The organism is Streptomyces sp. NPDC002698 (assembly GCF_042888945.1).
Classification (GTDB): domain Bacteria; phylum Actinomycetota; class Actinomycetes; order Streptomycetales; family Streptomycetaceae; genus Streptomyces.
On record NZ_JBIAQM010000020.1, the window covers coordinates 1 to 14,001 of the forward strand.

At 71.9% G+C, this 14,001-nt stretch carries 12 protein-coding genes and 1 pseudogene; 7 read left to right on the plus strand and 6 right to left on the minus strand.

Translation table 11 applies throughout. The annotated features are described in order from the left end of the window. The first annotated feature begins 211 nt into the window (after nt 1–211). Nucleotides 212–988 carry a GNAT family N-acetyltransferase gene (locus ACFYW9_RS25560; protein ID WP_351875642.1) on the plus strand — a complete coding sequence of 259 codons (777 nt, stop codon included), beginning with the start codon at nt 212–214 and terminating at the stop codon, nt 986–988. A gap of 188 nt (nt 989–1,176) precedes the next feature. On the opposite strand, the gene ACFYW9_RS25565 is transcribed toward ACFYW9_RS25560, so the two are convergent. Continuing rightward, nucleotides 1,177–2,058, minus strand: coding sequence for a GNAT family N-acetyltransferase (locus ACFYW9_RS25565; RefSeq protein WP_389154671.1), 882 nt, complete (start codon nt 2,056–2,058; stop codon nt 1,177–1,179). Between the two features lie 125 nt (nt 2,059–2,183). Continuing rightward, nucleotides 2,184–2,447 (minus strand): GlsB/YeaQ/YmgE family stress response membrane protein, encoded by a 264-nt coding sequence (locus ACFYW9_RS25570; protein ID WP_389154674.1) that lies wholly within the window; start codon nt 2,445–2,447, stop codon nt 2,184–2,186. A 254-nt stretch (nt 2,448–2,701) separates the two neighbouring features. Here ACFYW9_RS25570 and ACFYW9_RS25575 point away from each other — a divergent pair. Further along, nucleotides 2,702–3,115, plus strand: a pseudogene (locus ACFYW9_RS25575) (hydrolase); the annotation flags it as partial. On the opposite strand, the gene ACFYW9_RS25580 reads toward ACFYW9_RS25575, so the two are convergent. Both ACFYW9_RS25580 and ACFYW9_RS25585 read right to left on the minus strand, forming a co-directional pair. After that, entirely contained in the window at nt 3,099–5,435 is a 2,337-nt protein-coding gene (locus ACFYW9_RS25580; RefSeq protein WP_389154677.1) for a recombinase family protein, read from the minus strand. The pseudogene ACFYW9_RS25575 and the gene ACFYW9_RS25580 overlap by 17 nt on opposite strands. Before the next feature lie 463 nt (nt 5,436–5,898). Beyond that, nucleotides 5,899–6,471, minus strand: a complete 573-nt coding sequence (locus ACFYW9_RS25585; RefSeq protein ID WP_389154680.1) for a GNAT family N-acetyltransferase — start codon at nt 6,469–6,471, stop codon at nt 5,899–5,901. Between the two features lie 168 nt (nt 6,472–6,639). On the opposite strand from ACFYW9_RS25585, the gene ACFYW9_RS25590 reads away from it, so the two are divergent. The 5 genes from ACFYW9_RS25590 to ACFYW9_RS25610 all read left to right on the plus strand — a co-directional run bounded on the left by ACFYW9_RS25590 (nt 6,640) and on the right by ACFYW9_RS25610 (nt 12,555). Further along, nucleotides 6,640–8,175, plus strand: coding sequence for an AMP-binding protein (locus tag ACFYW9_RS25590; protein ID WP_389154683.1), 1,536 nt, complete (start codon nt 6,640–6,642; stop codon nt 8,173–8,175). A gap of 327 nt (nt 8,176–8,502) precedes the next feature. Beyond that, nucleotides 8,503–9,759, plus strand: a complete 1,257-nt coding sequence (locus ACFYW9_RS25595) for an NAD(P)/FAD-dependent oxidoreductase (protein WP_389154922.1) — start codon at nt 8,503–8,505, stop codon at nt 9,757–9,759. Continuing rightward, on the plus strand, nt 9,756–10,487 hold the full coding sequence (locus tag ACFYW9_RS25600; RefSeq protein ID WP_389154686.1) for a DUF1365 domain-containing protein: 732 nt from the start codon (nt 9,756–9,758) through the stop codon (nt 10,485–10,487). The genes ACFYW9_RS25595 and ACFYW9_RS25600 overlap by 4 nt, the downstream gene beginning before the upstream one ends. Next, the gene (locus tag ACFYW9_RS25605) at nt 10,484–11,752 is read left to right on the plus strand and encodes a class I SAM-dependent methyltransferase (RefSeq protein WP_389154689.1); all 1,269 of its coding nucleotides are present in this window, start codon (nt 10,484–10,486) and stop codon (nt 11,750–11,752) included. The genes ACFYW9_RS25600 and ACFYW9_RS25605 overlap by 4 nt, the downstream gene beginning before the upstream one ends. Beyond that, nucleotides 11,749–12,555: a DUF1295 domain-containing protein gene (locus ACFYW9_RS25610; RefSeq protein ID WP_389154692.1), complete on the plus strand. Its 807-nt coding sequence runs from the start codon at nt 11,749–11,751 to the stop codon at nt 12,553–12,555. Before ACFYW9_RS25605 ends, ACFYW9_RS25610 begins: the two co-directional genes overlap by 4 nt. 55 nt (nt 12,556–12,610) lie before the next feature. Here ACFYW9_RS25610 and ACFYW9_RS25615 read toward each other — a convergent pair whose 3' ends face one another. Together ACFYW9_RS25615 and ACFYW9_RS25620 are read right to left on the minus strand one after the other, a co-directional pair. Beyond that, nucleotides 12,611–13,363 (minus strand): anti-sigma factor domain-containing protein, encoded by a 753-nt coding sequence (locus ACFYW9_RS25615; RefSeq protein ID WP_389154695.1) that lies wholly within the window; start codon nt 13,361–13,363, stop codon nt 12,611–12,613. Then, complete coding sequence (locus ACFYW9_RS25620) at nt 13,360–13,944, minus strand: sigma-70 family RNA polymerase sigma factor (protein ID WP_389154699.1); 585 nt, start codon at nt 13,942–13,944, stop codon at nt 13,360–13,362. The genes ACFYW9_RS25615 and ACFYW9_RS25620 overlap by 4 nt, the downstream gene beginning before the upstream one ends. Nucleotides 13,945–14,001 lie beyond the last annotated feature (57 nt).

Consider the following 14,001-nt stretch of genomic DNA (forward strand, 5'->3'; position numbering starts at 1 on the left):
GCGCCGGGCGCCCCCCCCCCCCCCCCGCGCCCCCCCCCCCGGGCCCGCCCCCCCCCCCCCCGGCCCGGGCGCGGCCGCCCGCCCCCCCCCCCCCCCCCCCCCACGCCCTCATGTCCGGGGCGTACGCGCGGTGACGCCTGGCGGGTGATGGACAGGGAGGACACCGCCTTATCCCGTTGCCCCGTTCGTCCCGGGATGTTGAAGTGACCCCATGGATCACGTAGCGGTACTGGCGCTGTTCGACCGGGACATGCGGGAAGGCGCGCGGCCCGACGCGCCGGGCGCCCGCGTCGAGCGCGCCGGCAAGGTGGTGCGCCAGGTCGGCGCCGACAAGGGCTGGAACGGGGTGCTCTGGTCCGACCTCGACGCGACGAGCGCCGACGCGGCCATCGCCGAACAGGTGCGCTTCTTCTCCTCGCTCGGGGGCGGCTTCGAGTGGAAGCTGTACGGGCACGACCGGCCGGAGGACCTGGGGCAGCGACTGCGGGCCGCGGGTTTCACCGCCCAGCCCGAGGAGACGCTGATGGTCGCCGAGCTGAGCGACCTGGCCCTCGACGGGGAACCGCCCGAGGGCGTACGGCTGCTTCCGGTCACCGACCGCGCGGGCGTGGCCCTCGTCGCCGACGTCCATGAGCAGGCCTTCGGCGACGACAGCACCCTGCTGCGCCACCAGCTGCTCGCCCAGCTCACCGGCGACGCGAACACGGTCGTCGCCGTCGTGGCGCTCGTCGGAGACGTCCCGGTCAGCGCGGCCCGCATGGAACTCCCGCCGGGGGCCCGGTTCGCCGGGCTGTGGGGCGGCGGGACCGTCGAGGCCTGGCGGGGCCGGGGCATCTACCGCGCCCTCGTCGCCCACCGGGCCCGTGTCGCCGCCGAGCGCGGCTACCGCTACGTCCAGGTCGACGCCTCCAGCCAGAGCCGCCCCATCCTCACCCGGCTGGGCTTCCAGCCGCTCACCACGACCACGCCGTACGTGTACGAAGGGTGACCCCGGCCGCCGTCGACGCGCGCGGCCGGGGTTGATGCCGCCGCGCTGAAGGCGGCCGTCCGGCACGGGAGCCCGCCGTCGGGCGCCGGGTCCCGGCCGGGAACTCCGACCGGGGCCTCCCGGGACCGATGCCGGACCGGTGCGGGACCGAGGGGACCGGCACCCCGGAGCGCCGCCGTCCCCGTCCCTCAGAGGTCCAGCCGGTACTCCAGCTCCCGGTGGGTCGGCCGATAGCCGAGTGCGTCGTTGATGCCGATCATGTGCGCGTTGCTGTCGGCCGTGTCGGTCAGCAGTCCGGCGAGTTCCGGGTACCGCAGACGGGCGGCGCGGATCGACTCGGCCTTCATCCACAGCCCGAGGCCGTGGCCGCGATGTCCGGGCAGGACGCCCGTTCCGTAGTGCTGGGCGTCGCCGCGCCCGCCGCCCGGTACGACGAGTTCCGAGAATCCGGCGACGGAGCCGTCCGAGCGGTCCACCACGGCCACCGTGTGCAGCGCGTCGCCCCGTGCGAGGACGGCCTCGGCCACGGCCACGACCCGCGTGACGTCCCAGACGTCGATGCCGTGGTCGCTGTCCTCCATCGGCATGTCGTCCATCGCCCGGCGGGAGTCGGCGAAGGTGTGCGCCAGTTCGGGCGGCACGACACCGTCCCAGCTCGTCAGCGCGTAGCCGGGGTGCGGACGTCCGGCGATCGCGGTCACCGCTTCGAGGTCGAGTTCCGGCAGCGGGAGGCGGGCGAACGTCAGGGCCAGCACCGGGCGGAACCCATGGGCCGTGAGAAACGGTTCGCCGGGGGAGCCGGCTGTGACGCGGGCGACCAGCGACCGGCGTCCGTCGCCCCGCGCGGCGGTCAGGGCGGCGTCCAGAAGGGCGCCGCCCACTCCGGCGCGCCGCTCGGCCGGGTGCACCGCGATCTCCAGCTCGGCGCGATGGTCCTGCCCCTTCCCGCCGGGCAGCCGGAGGAACGCCGAGCCCACCGGGACCCCTTCGTCGTCCGAGGCCAGCCAGGCCGGTCGTCGGTTCGAGGGGGAGGAGCCGGGATCGGTCAACGGCGTGATGCGTGGCGGCAAGGTGTCTCCGTGAAGTGGCGGCGCGGGCATGCGAAACCCGCAGAACGTAGCCGCACACACCCCCGCCCGGCAACGCAATTCGGCGAGCGCCGCCCGTCAGCCGGTTCCGGCCCGGCGGCGGCCGCTCAGTGACGCCCCCTGGCCCGGTCCAGCGCCGTGACGCCGACCGCGGCGAGGCCTATCTGGATGAGCCACTCGATCCAGTCGACGCCCTTGGTGTCGGCGACGCCGAACGCGGCGGCGATCCCCGACCCGATGAACGCGGCCACGATGCCGACCATGATCGTCCACAGGATGCCGATGCGCTGGCGTCCCGGCACGGCGAGCCGGCCCAGTACACCGATGACGATGCCGATGACGACGGCACTGATGACGCCCGAGATCTCCATCTCCGCCCCTCCTGGTCGGTCCCCCGTAGTCATGTATCTGCCCGCATCGGGCCCGGCCAGTCCGCCGCCGCGCAGGCACCCGCGGGGATGCCGCCGCAGGGCCCGCGGCGCACCTCTTCCGCCCCCTGGGAAACTCACGTTTGGACATGTGCAGTTCAATAATCTGTTGAACGGGAGACGGTCAACTTCCGTTCTACGCGCGCAGACTTGGCGCCCGCACCGCCTCTCCCCCCTCATTGCCGGAGGTTCGTCGGATGCTCGGATTCAGGAAGTCCCGTCACAGACTCACCACCGCCCTGGGCCTGTTCGGACTGTTCGTCACGGGTGCCGCGCTCCAGGCGGCCACCGCTGTTCCCGCCCACGCGGCCACCCCCCACCGCGTCCTGTTCGACAACGGCCACGCCGAGACCGCGGGCAACGCCGACTGGATCATCTCCACCAGCCAGCCCGACCCGCTCGGCCAGAACTCCAGCCCGACCTCGGAGACCTCCTGGACGGGCGCCCTGTCCTCCTGGGGCGTGGCCCTGCAGAACACCGGCAACTACAGCCTGAAGACGCTGCCCTCGGGCTCCAGCCTCACCTACGGGGGCAGTGCCGCGACCGACCTGTCGAACTTCGACGAACTGGTGCTGCCCGAGCCCGACACGCTGTTCACTGCGGCCGAGAAGGCCCTCCGATCGGCAGTGGGTTGGTGAACAGATCCTGCGTGATCCTGCCGCGCACCTTGAGCTGTGGAATCACGGGCTCCTGATAGGCCGGCGTCCCCTCGCCCCGTGCCAGCAGCACGGGCATCATCAGCTCCCAGGCGCCGGTGTTGAACCAGAGCCCCTGGGCCCGCTTGAGCGAGGCCCTGGAGACCCCGAAGGTCCCGTCCAGCTCCTCCCACGTGGCTCCCGAGCGGAGCCGGTGGAGCATCGCCCGCAGAGCCTCACGGAGGTCGTAGCGGCCCTTGAGGAGATCCGGGTCCACGTCCAGCAGGACGTCCTGTACCTGACCCCACGCCGTGTCGTCCGGGTCGTCCGGTACGGGCGTACTGCTCTCCAGGTGCCAGGCCGTGACCGAGCAGCGCCGCCCGCTGCGACGGGCGAACCGGTGCTCTTCGGGAATGACTTCGATGCCGAACATGTCGAACACCTCGGCCTGCTTGTCGAGATCCAGCGTGTGCATGCGGCCCTTGGCCTTCCCGATCAGCTCCACCATGTCCTTGGCCCGCACCTGGGCCGGGTCGTACTCGGCCAGCCAGGCCTCCGTCTCGGCGAGGGCCGACCGCAGAGCGGCAAGGTCGGTGTTCAGCTCGTCCGTCGCCTCCCTGACGGCCTCTTCATCGAGGCCGAGGACCGCGGCGTTCTTGAAGGCGTTTTTCAGCGCGCCCTGGCGCTCGTCCACCTGCCGACGCAGTGACTCCGCGCGCTCGATGTACGCCACCTGATTGCCGGGCAGACTCTCAGCCCATTCCTCGGCCGGCTGGCGTAGCCTCTCGGGCTCCTCAAGGAAGGCCTCCAGACGGCCCCAGACGTCCTTTTCGACCGCTTCGGCCTCCAGGTAGCTGTCACCGCACGGCGTGGCGTGAGTGGCCCCCTGGCAGCGGTACATGCGCGTCCCGTCGGGGCGTTCGTTGCCGACATACGTCTTGCCGCAAGAACCAAGGATGTGGCGGCTCAGCGGGTACTTGTCGCTCACCCGCTTCTCTCGGGCCCGGTCCTTCAGCGCCTTGGCCAGGGCTCCGGCGCGGTCCTCGGAGAGGATGCGCGGCACCGGCAGAGCGACGGTCGGTCCGTACAGGGGCGCCCCGTCCTCGTCCAGCTTGGTCTTGGTCGTGCCGTCGGTCTTGCGGAAGTAGACCTTGCCCTCCAGGAGATGGCTTCCGCTCAGCAGCCGGTCCACGCTGGCGCAGTCCCACTCCTTGCCCGAACGGCGCCTGCCCTTGGCTTCATTGAGCCGGCGGGCGGTCTCCTCCTTGGAGTGACCGTCGTCCAGGAACAGTGTCACGGCCCGGTTGATCACCTGGACCTCGTCCTCATGGAGGACCGCCACGGCGTCCTTGCCCTTGCCCTGGAGAGCAAGACCGAAGGGAGTGCCCCCTGAAGGCCAGCCGCCCTCGGTCAGCTTGCGGTCACGGCCGCCCAGGGTGCGCTCCAGGATCAGCGTGTGCTCCAGCTCCGCCATGAAGGCGAGCAGGCTCATCATGATGCCGAACATGTCGTCGTCGGAGTCCAGGCGGTTGTCCGCAGTGAGCACGCGGACACCCCGGTCCTGGGTGTCGTACACCCAGCGGTGAATGTCCTTAATCGTGCGCCCGATGCGGTCGAGCTTGCCGAAGATCACCGCGTCGAAGGTGCCGGCGCTGATCTGGCGGTTCATTTCGTCCAGGTTCGGTCGACTGGCCAGCTTGCCGGACACGGCGCCATCGGTGAAGACCATGACGTCGTAACCGCTCTTGAAGATGCCGTCCAGCCTGGTGCGGCAGAGGGATTCCTGGACCTCCAGGCCGTATCCCTCCAACTGCTGGGCCGTGGACACCCGGAGATACACCGCGACCCTCGGGCGGTTCTTGCGGCGGGGTGCGGGCAGGGTAGCTTTACGCATGTCAGTCCTATCGCGACTGGCCATGTGATCCCGGGAGGGCCTCAGAAACGCTCCCGGGATCACTCGTGTAGCGGCAGCCTGGGCCGTGGCGTCCTCGCCGAAGAGGATTTCCAGCAGTCTGGCCCGCTGAGCGGGCCCGGGGAGGGGGCGATCTCCCACTCGATCGAGACCTTCGGATCGGGCTTGTCCTTCAGGTCTCGCGCAGCCACTCGCCGGCCGCTTCGGCCTACCCGTTCTGCATGGCTTACCTGCCTTCCGGGTGCGCGTGGCACGCCATGCCCTCCCGGAGACCACACAGGCACACAGGCCCTGTCGTGTGGGTCGGGAGGCTTTCCAGTGCTCGAGCAATGACCGGCACGCCCTCGGTGCCGCGGTAGAAGTCCAGGCTTCATTAGCCTTCATGAACGCCGGGCCAGCATGAAGCGGCCCAGGTTCGTGCTGGTCTTGCAGTCCAGGCCAGGTCCTGGCCGGCCCGCCTGGCGTCCGTACACGGCTTCGCCAGGACGTCCCGGAAGCGCGCCTGGTCCGTGAGCTTCAGCGGGGCGTAGAAGGGCCCCAGGGTGACCGTGTGGGTCGGTTCCTGGGGCCGTAGGAGATCTGCCCGACGACGGTCAGACAGCGAGCCTGGGAGTCTCGATCGAAGATCCCGCGCCTTGTCTCCGTCCTGACTTCCGCCTTGGCCGTGGTGACGGCCAGGTTGTACATCTGATCCAGGATCAGGGCGGCCAGCTCTTCAGCCGAGCGGTGTGAGCTGAGCGCCCCGCCGGACGGAGGGGCGGGCCCGCGACCGGGGCCGCCCCTCACGCCGCTCCGCCGGGACGGTCCGCGCCCCCCCGAAGCGGTCGCGTCCTTTCGGCGCGGCCCCTCATCCGCGGCGTGGGCCGGTGCCTTCGAGATGGTTCCAGGTCCGCAGTACGACGTCCCGTCCCTTCGCCGTACGGACCACGGGCTCGTCGTCGGTCAGGACGAAACCCGTCGCCTCGGCGACCGCCTCGCTCGCCGTGTTCCCGTCCTCGATGCACAGCACGACGCGCCGGCCGCCGACGCGACGGTGGGCGAAGTCCACGACGAGCCGGACCGCGCGGGTCGCGAGCCCCCGGCCCCGGTAGGCGGCCCCCACCCCGTAGGCCAGCTCGACGTCACGGTCGTCGGCCGTGCCGGGGAACAGCAGGATCTCGCCCCGGGGCCGCGCACCGTCCGTGGTGATGGCGAGCTGCACCCCCCGCCTCTCGGCGGCCTTCTGCTCGGCCGCCGCGAGGTAGGCGAGCGCCGCCTCCGTGTCGAAGGGCGAGACGACCGGCGTCCACCGGTCGATCTCGGGATCGTCGTAGAGCGCGACGAGATCCGCGACGTCGTCGTCGGACCACTCGCGCAGATGCAGTCCCAGCCCGCCGATGCGCAGGGGCCGGGGCAAGTCGAACGTCGGTCGGCTGTCCATCGGACGATCGTGGCGTGCCGGGCGGGCGAAGGCCAAGGAGGCGAGGACGCGTACATGGGTCCGGACACCACGGCCGGTGCCCTTTACGGCCCCTTCGTGTGTTGTCCGGATGCGCGGGGGCGGGGCCAGGATAGAAAGGGGACATCGTCCGATCGTCGGGAGGCCGTGATGCTCGTCCCTTTCGGAGCGCTTGATTTCCTGGACCGCGCCGTCACCGTGTACGGCGACCGCCTCGGTGTCGTCGACGAACCCGACCAGCCCGCCGAGCCCTGGGAAGGGCTGACCTACCGGCGCGTCGGTGAGCTGGCCGTGGCCCAGGCCGCCGGGCTCGACGCGCTGGGCGTCCCGCACGGCGCGCGCGTGGCCGTCGTCTCGCCCAACAGTGCCCGGCTGCTCACCTCCTTCTTCGGCGTCAGCGGCCACGGCCGGGTCCTCGTACCGGTCAATTTCAGGCTGACGTCCGAGGAGGTGAGCTACATCGTCGAGCACTCGGGCGCGAGCGTCCTGCTCGTCGACCCCGAACTGACCGACCGCCTCGCCGGGGTCGACTGCAAGCACCGCTTCACCCTCGGCGCCGCCGCGGACGCCGAGCTGTACCGCTTCGGCACCGAACCCCGACCCTGGGAGCCGGACGAGAACGCCACCGCGACGATCAACTACACCAGCGGCACGACGGCCCGGCCCAAGGGCGTACAGATCACGCACCGCAACATCTGGGTCAACGCCACGACCTTCGCCCTGCACGCCGGGGTCACCGACCGTGATGTGTACCTGCACACCCTGCCCATGTTCCACGCGAACGGATGGGGAATGCCGTTCGCGATGGCGGGCCTCGGCGTCCGGCAGATCGCGCTGCGCAAGGTCGACGGGGCGGAGATCCTGCGCCGGGTCGCCGAGCACGGCGTGACGGTCATGTGCGCGGCCCCGGCCGTCGTCAACGCCGTACTGGCCGCCGCCGAGTCCTGGGAGGGCGAGATCCCCGGCCGCGACCGGGTCCGTGTCATCGTCGCCGGAGCGCCGCCGCCCACGAAGACCGTCGCCCGCGTCGAGTCCCTGCTGGGCTGGGAGTTCATCCAGATCTACGGTCTCACCGAGACCTCGCCCCTGCTCACCGTCAACCGCACCCGTGCCGAGTGGGACGACCTCGACCCGGAGGCCCGTGCCGAGAAACTGGTACGCGCCGGCGCGCCCGCGCTCGGGGTGACCCTGCGCACCGCCGCCGACGGCGAGATCCTCGCGCGCTCCAACGTCGTGCTGGAGGGCTACTGGGAGCAGCCCGCGGAGACCGAACGGGCGCTGGCCGACGGCTGGTTCCACACCGGCGACGGCGGATCCATCGGCGAGGACGGCTATCTGACGATCAGTGACCGCAAGAAGGACGTGATCATCACGGGCGGTGAGAACGTGTCCTCGATCGAGGTGGAGGACGCGCTCTTCAGCCACCCGGCGGTGGCCGAGGTCGCGGTCATCGGTGTGCCGCACGAGAAGTGGGGCGAGACGGTCAAGGCCCTGGTGGTCCTCGCTCCGGACGCGGCGGCCACGGAGAGTGAGCTGATCCAGCACTGCAAGGAGCGCCTCGCCGGATACAAGGCGCCGACCTCGGTCGAGTTCCGGGACGCCCTGGCCCGGACGGCCACCGGAAAACTCCAGAAGTACAAGTTGCGCGAGCCGTACTGGGAGGGGCGCGAACGGCACGTCAACTGACCGTCGCTCCCGGTGACGGCGGGCGTCGCGGCGAGGGCGGCCCCCGCGCCCCGGCGGCCCGGTGGCCGGGCGTGACGGCCCGGTCGCCCTCGGCGATCGGCCACCGGGCGGTCCGGCCCTTCCTCCGCCCGGCGCGGAGGAAGATCGGGCTCCGGCCCATCCGTTCGGCCCTCTGCTTCGGAATACCCCCGAGAGCTCCGATCCCCCGATCCGGAGCCGCGCGGGAGGAATCCGATGAGAACGAGGCACGGGCCGGCGGGTGCTCCGGACGGCGGCGCAGGGCACCTGGGACAGGAACGTCCGGGAGCACTCCGGCGTACGGCCGTGATCGGCCGTACGGCCGTGATCGGCGGGGGAGTGGCCGGGCTCACCGCCGCGTACGTGCTGAGCCGTGAGCGGCCCGTGGCCCTCTACGAAGCGGACGACCGGCTCGGCGGACACGCCCACACCCACGACCTGACCTCGTCCGACGGACGCCTGCACCGCGTCGACTCGGGCTTCATCGTGCACAACCACCGCACCTACCCCCACCTGCTGCGGCTGTTCGCCGAACTCGGCGTCGCCACACAGGAGTCCGAGATGAGCATGTCGGTGCGGTGCGAGGGATGCGGACTCCAGTACGCGGGCGCCCGGGGCCCCGCCGGTCTGTTCGCCCGGCCGCGCAGCGCGCTGCACGGCCCCTACCTGCGGATGCTCACCGAAGTCCCGGCGTTCCACCGCGCCGCCCGCCGACTGCTGGCCGACGGCGGCGAAGACGCCCTCACACTCGGTGAGTTCATCACCCGGCAGCGCTTCTCGCCCTATTTCACCCGGCACTTCATGACCCCGCTCGTCTCCGCCGTCTGGTCCTGCGACGCGGCCACGGCCCGCCGCTACCCGGCCGCCTATCTGTTCCGCTTCATGGACCACCACGGCATGCTCTCGGTGGGCGGTTCACCCGCCTGGCGCACGGTCACCGGAGGTTCCCGCTCCTACGTCGACCGGCTGGCCAAGGAACTCGACGCGGTGCACACCTCCACCCCGGTCCGGGCCGTGCGCCGCCACGCCGACGGAGTGGACATCACCACCGAGGACGGCACCACCGCCTCGTACGGCTCCGTCGTCATCGCCGTGCATCCCGGCCAGGCCCTGCGGCTGCTCGCCGACCCCACCCCGGACGAGCGCGAGGTGCTCGGGACGTTCCGCTACTCCCGCAACACCACCCTCCTCCACACCGACACCGCGCTGCTGCCGAGCGCCCGTGGGGCACGGGCCTCCTGGAACTACCTGATGCCCGACTGCGACACCGACGCGGACCGGGTCCGGGTCAGCTACGACATGAACCGGCTGCAACGGCTGGACGCGCCCGAGACGTTCGTCGTCACCCTCGGCGGCGAGGACCGGGTCGACCCGGCCCGGGTCCTGGCCCGCATGGAGTACGAACACCCCGTCTACACAGCCGAGTCCGTCGCCGCCCAGCGCCGACTCCCGTCCCTGAACAGCCCGGTGACCGCGTACGCCGGCGCCTACCACGGCTGGGGCTTCCACGAGGACGGCTGCCGGTCCGGCGTCGAGGCGGCGAAGACGCTGGGGGTGACCTGGTGACCGGCGTCCCCGCCCTCTATCCCTGCACGGTCGCGCACGTACGGACCCGTCCCACCCGGTACGCACTCCGCCACCGGACGTACATGTGGCTGACCGACCCCGACCATCCACCCGAACTTCCCTACCTGCTGCGTCCGTTGGCCCGCTTCGATCCCCGGGACCACTTCGACGGCGACCAGCCGGGCATCCGCGCGGGCCTGGACCGCTTCCTCGCCTCGCACGGCGTCGACCTGCACGGCGGACCGGTGCTGATGCTCGCCCACGCACGGGTCCTCGGCCATGTCTTCAACCCACTGACCCTGTACTGGTGCCACGACCCCGACGGCACCGCGCGCTGTGTCGTCGCCGAGGTGCACAACACCTACGGCGAACGGCACGCGTATCTGCTGCGCCCCGACGACAGCGGCATCGCGCGGACCCGCAAGGAGTTCTACGTCTCGCCGTTCTTCCCCGTCGACGGCGCCTACCGCATGCGACTGCCCGAGCCGGGCAGCCGGCTCGATCTGACGGTGCGTCTGGAACGCGCGGGGAACCGGCCCTTCACCGCCACCGTACGCGGGACACGGCAGGCGGCGACGGCCGGCGCGCTGCTGCGTCAGGCGCTGCGCCACCCGTGGTCCACCGTCGCCGTGTCCGCCGCCATCCGGCTGCACGGCATCCGCCTCCACCTGCGCGGGCTGCCCGTTCAGCCCCGCACCCCGCGACGAGATCAGGAGAGCGTGAAATGACGACAGCCGAGTCCTGTCCCGTCGGGACACCCCGACGGGACACCGACCCGCTCCGCTGGCCGGACGTCGTGGCCCGGCCGCCGTCATCGCGGGCCCGCACGGCCGTCACCCGCGCGGTGGTGCTGAGGGCGCTCGAACGACTGCCGCTGCGGGCGCGGTTCGCGGACGGAACCCGCGCCGGCCTCGGCGGCCCGGTCATCGACATCCTCGACCCGGCGGCCTTCCACCGCCGCATCGGCGCCCAGGGCCTCGTCGGCTTCGGCGAGTCCTACATGGCGCGGGAGTGGGACGCGCCGGACCTGGTCGCCGCGCTCACCGTGCTCGCCGGCAACGCGGCCCGGCTGATCCCGGCACCGCTCCAGAGACTGCGGGCGCTCTGGGCGACGCGCCGGCCGGACATCCAGCGCAACACCCCCGCGGGAGCCCGCCACAACATCAGCCGCCACTACGACCTGTCCAACGACCTGTTCGCGCTCTTCCTCGACGACACCCTCAGCTATTCGGCGGCCCTCTTCCGCGGCTTCCCGGCTTCCTGGACGCTGCTGCCGGCCGCCCAGCACCGCAAGATCGACCGGCTCCTCGACCTCGCAGTCGTGGGACCCGGCACCCGGCTCCTCGAAATCGGCACCGGCTGGGGCGAGCTGGCGATCCGCGCCGCCGCCCGCGGCGCCCGCGTCACCTCGCTCACCCTCTCCCGTGAACAACAGGCCCTGGCCCGTGAACGGGTGCGCCGGGCGGGGCTCGACGACCGGGTGCGCATCGAACTGTGCGACTACCGCGAGGCCACCGGGACCTACGACGCCGTGGTCAGCGTCGAGATGATCGAGGCCGTGGGAGAGGAGTTCTGGCCCGTCTACTTCACCACCCTCGACGCCCGGCTCGCCCCCGGCGGCCGTCTCGCCCTCCAGGCGATCACCATGCCGCACGATCGCATGCTCGCCTCCCGCGACACCTTCACCTGGATCCAGAAGTACGTCTTCCCCGGCGGGCTGCTGCCCTCAGTGGAGGCGCTGGAAGCGGTGACCCGCGCCCACACCGCTCTGCGCACCACGCGCAGGGACGCCTTCGGGGAGCACTACGCGGAAACCCTGCGGCTGTGGCGCGAGCGGTTCACCGAGCGGGCCGACGAGGTCGCGGCGCTCGGCTTCGACGAGACCTTCCGCCGGATGTGGACCTTCTATCTCGCGTACTCCGAAGCCGGATTCCGCTCCGGCTATCTGGACGTCCAGCAGTATCTGTTCACGAAGGAGGTCCCCACGCCATGAGCGGTTTCCCCTGGGAGGCGTTCGCCCTGAACCTCGCTCTCGCGGCCGGCGCGGCGTTCTCCGTCATGCTCGCCACCTTCGCCGTCGCGGTACGCCGGGGCCTGCACCGGATCGTGGACGTCGCCTGGGGGATCGGCTTCACCGCGGTGGCCCTCGTCACCTTCCTGGCGTCCGCCGGTGAGGGCGACGAGGCCCGCCGCGTGCTCGTCACCGTCCTCACCTCGGTGTGGGGACTGCGGCTGGCCGCGCACATCGCGCGGCGCGGCCGGGGGCACGGCGAGGACCCGCGCTACGAAGCCCTGCTGGCCAAGGCGCCCGGCAGCCGTGACCTCTACGCCCTGCGCATGGTGTACCTCCTGCAAGGGGCGCTGGTGTGGCTGGTCTCGCTGCCCGTCCAGGCCGCGCAGTACGTTCCGGGGCCGCTGACGGGCTTCGCCTGGGCAGGCACGGCCCTGTGGGCCCTCGGGCTGTTCTTCGAGGCGGTCGGCGACGCCCAGCTGGCCCGATTCAAGGCCGATCCGGCCCACCGCGGCCGCGTCATGGACCGCGGCCTGTGGAGCTGGACCCGCCACCCCAACTACTTCGGCGACTTCTGCGTCTGGTGGGGCCTGTTCCTGCTCGCGTGCGACAGCCCGCAGGCGGCCGCCGTGGCCCTGGTGTCGCCGCTGGTGATGAGCTACCTCCTGATCAACGGCAGCGGAAAGCCGATGCTGGAGCGGCACATGGCGCGGCGCCCGGGTTTCGCCGAGTACGCGGCGCGCACCAGCGGCTTCTTCCCGCTGCCGCCGAGACCGCGCCGCTGACCGGCCCCGACGCCCCGAGTGTTCGTCCCCTCCCCCGAACCGAGGGGACGAACGCTCAGACGGGAAGGCCCAGCAGGGCCACCGGCGCGGACGTCGGTCCCGGGGAACCACCGGCCGGCTCCACGGTGATCCCCATGCCGGACGCACCGTCGAGGGAACCCTCCAGCAGTACGGCCTCGGTCGTGCGGCCCGGGTCCATCAGCCCGGCGGACCGCATGGTCCCCGCGTCGTCGAACCACAGCTGGTAGACCTTGCCGCCCGGCGGTTTCGCCATCTTCGAGGAGATGAACACCGCCTGGTCCCGGCTCCGGGACACGACGACCGTGCCGCTCGCCCCGCCGGCCAGCTTCGCCGTACGTGACCTGGCGTCGGGGGCGGTGAGGACCGCGGCCACCTGGTCCGCACGCCGTTCGGCCCGCCGGGCCTGCTCCTGGGCGTCCTGGGCGCGCTCGTGCTGCCACACCGCCGTACCGCCGAGCGAGGCCGCCGCGGCCAGCGCCGCGGCCAGCACCCACGGCCCGGGCCGGCGCCGGCGGATGCCGGGGGCCCGGGGAGCCGTGAGGGGAAGGGCGCGCGGCGGGTCCTGGCGGACCGTGGTGATCCGCCGCATCACCCGGTCCTTGAGGGCCGGGCCCGGCGAAGCCGTGACGGCCAGGCCCAGCCGCGCCGCGGTGGCACTGAGCTCACGGACCTCCCGTGTGCAGTCGGCGCAGTCCGCGGCGTGCCGCTCGAAACGCTCGCGTTCGTCATCGGCCAGCGCGTGCAGCGCGTACGCGCCGGTCAGCGTGTGCAGATCCACCGGGGTCACGCCGTGACCCCCAGACAGTCGCGCAGCCGGATCAGGCCGTCGCGCAGCCGGGTCTTGACCGTGCCGAGGGGAGTCGCCAGCAGCTCCGCCACCTCCCGGTAGGTCAGCCCGCGGTAGTAGGCCAGGGTCACCGACTCGCGCTGGAGCTCCGTCAGCGTGCGCAGACAGCGCCGTACCTGCTCACGTTCCAGGCGCGCCTCGACCTGTTCGGTCACCTCGTCGAACGGGGACGTCCGGTCGAGGAGCGCGGCCTTCTGCTCCCGCGCGGCCGAGGCCTCGACCGAGCGCACCCGGTCCACGGCCCGCTGATGGGTGAGGGTCAGGACCCAGTTCATGACCGACCCCCGCTCGGGGCGGTAGCGGGCCGCGGTCCGCCACACCTCGACGAGCACCTCCTGCGCGACCTCCTCCGACTGCGCCGGGTCGCGCAGCACCTTGCGCACGATGCCGAGGACCGGGCCCGCCACCACGTCGTAGAGCGAGGCGAACGCGTCCTGGTCACCGCGGGCGACCCGGGTCATGAGATCCGGCAGGTCCGGCTCCGCGGACGGGTTTCGCCCGATCTCCACGGCTTCCTTCACGGTGTGGTCCTCCGAGACGCGACGATGGTTCGGATGTGATCCGGAGCTGGTGGGACG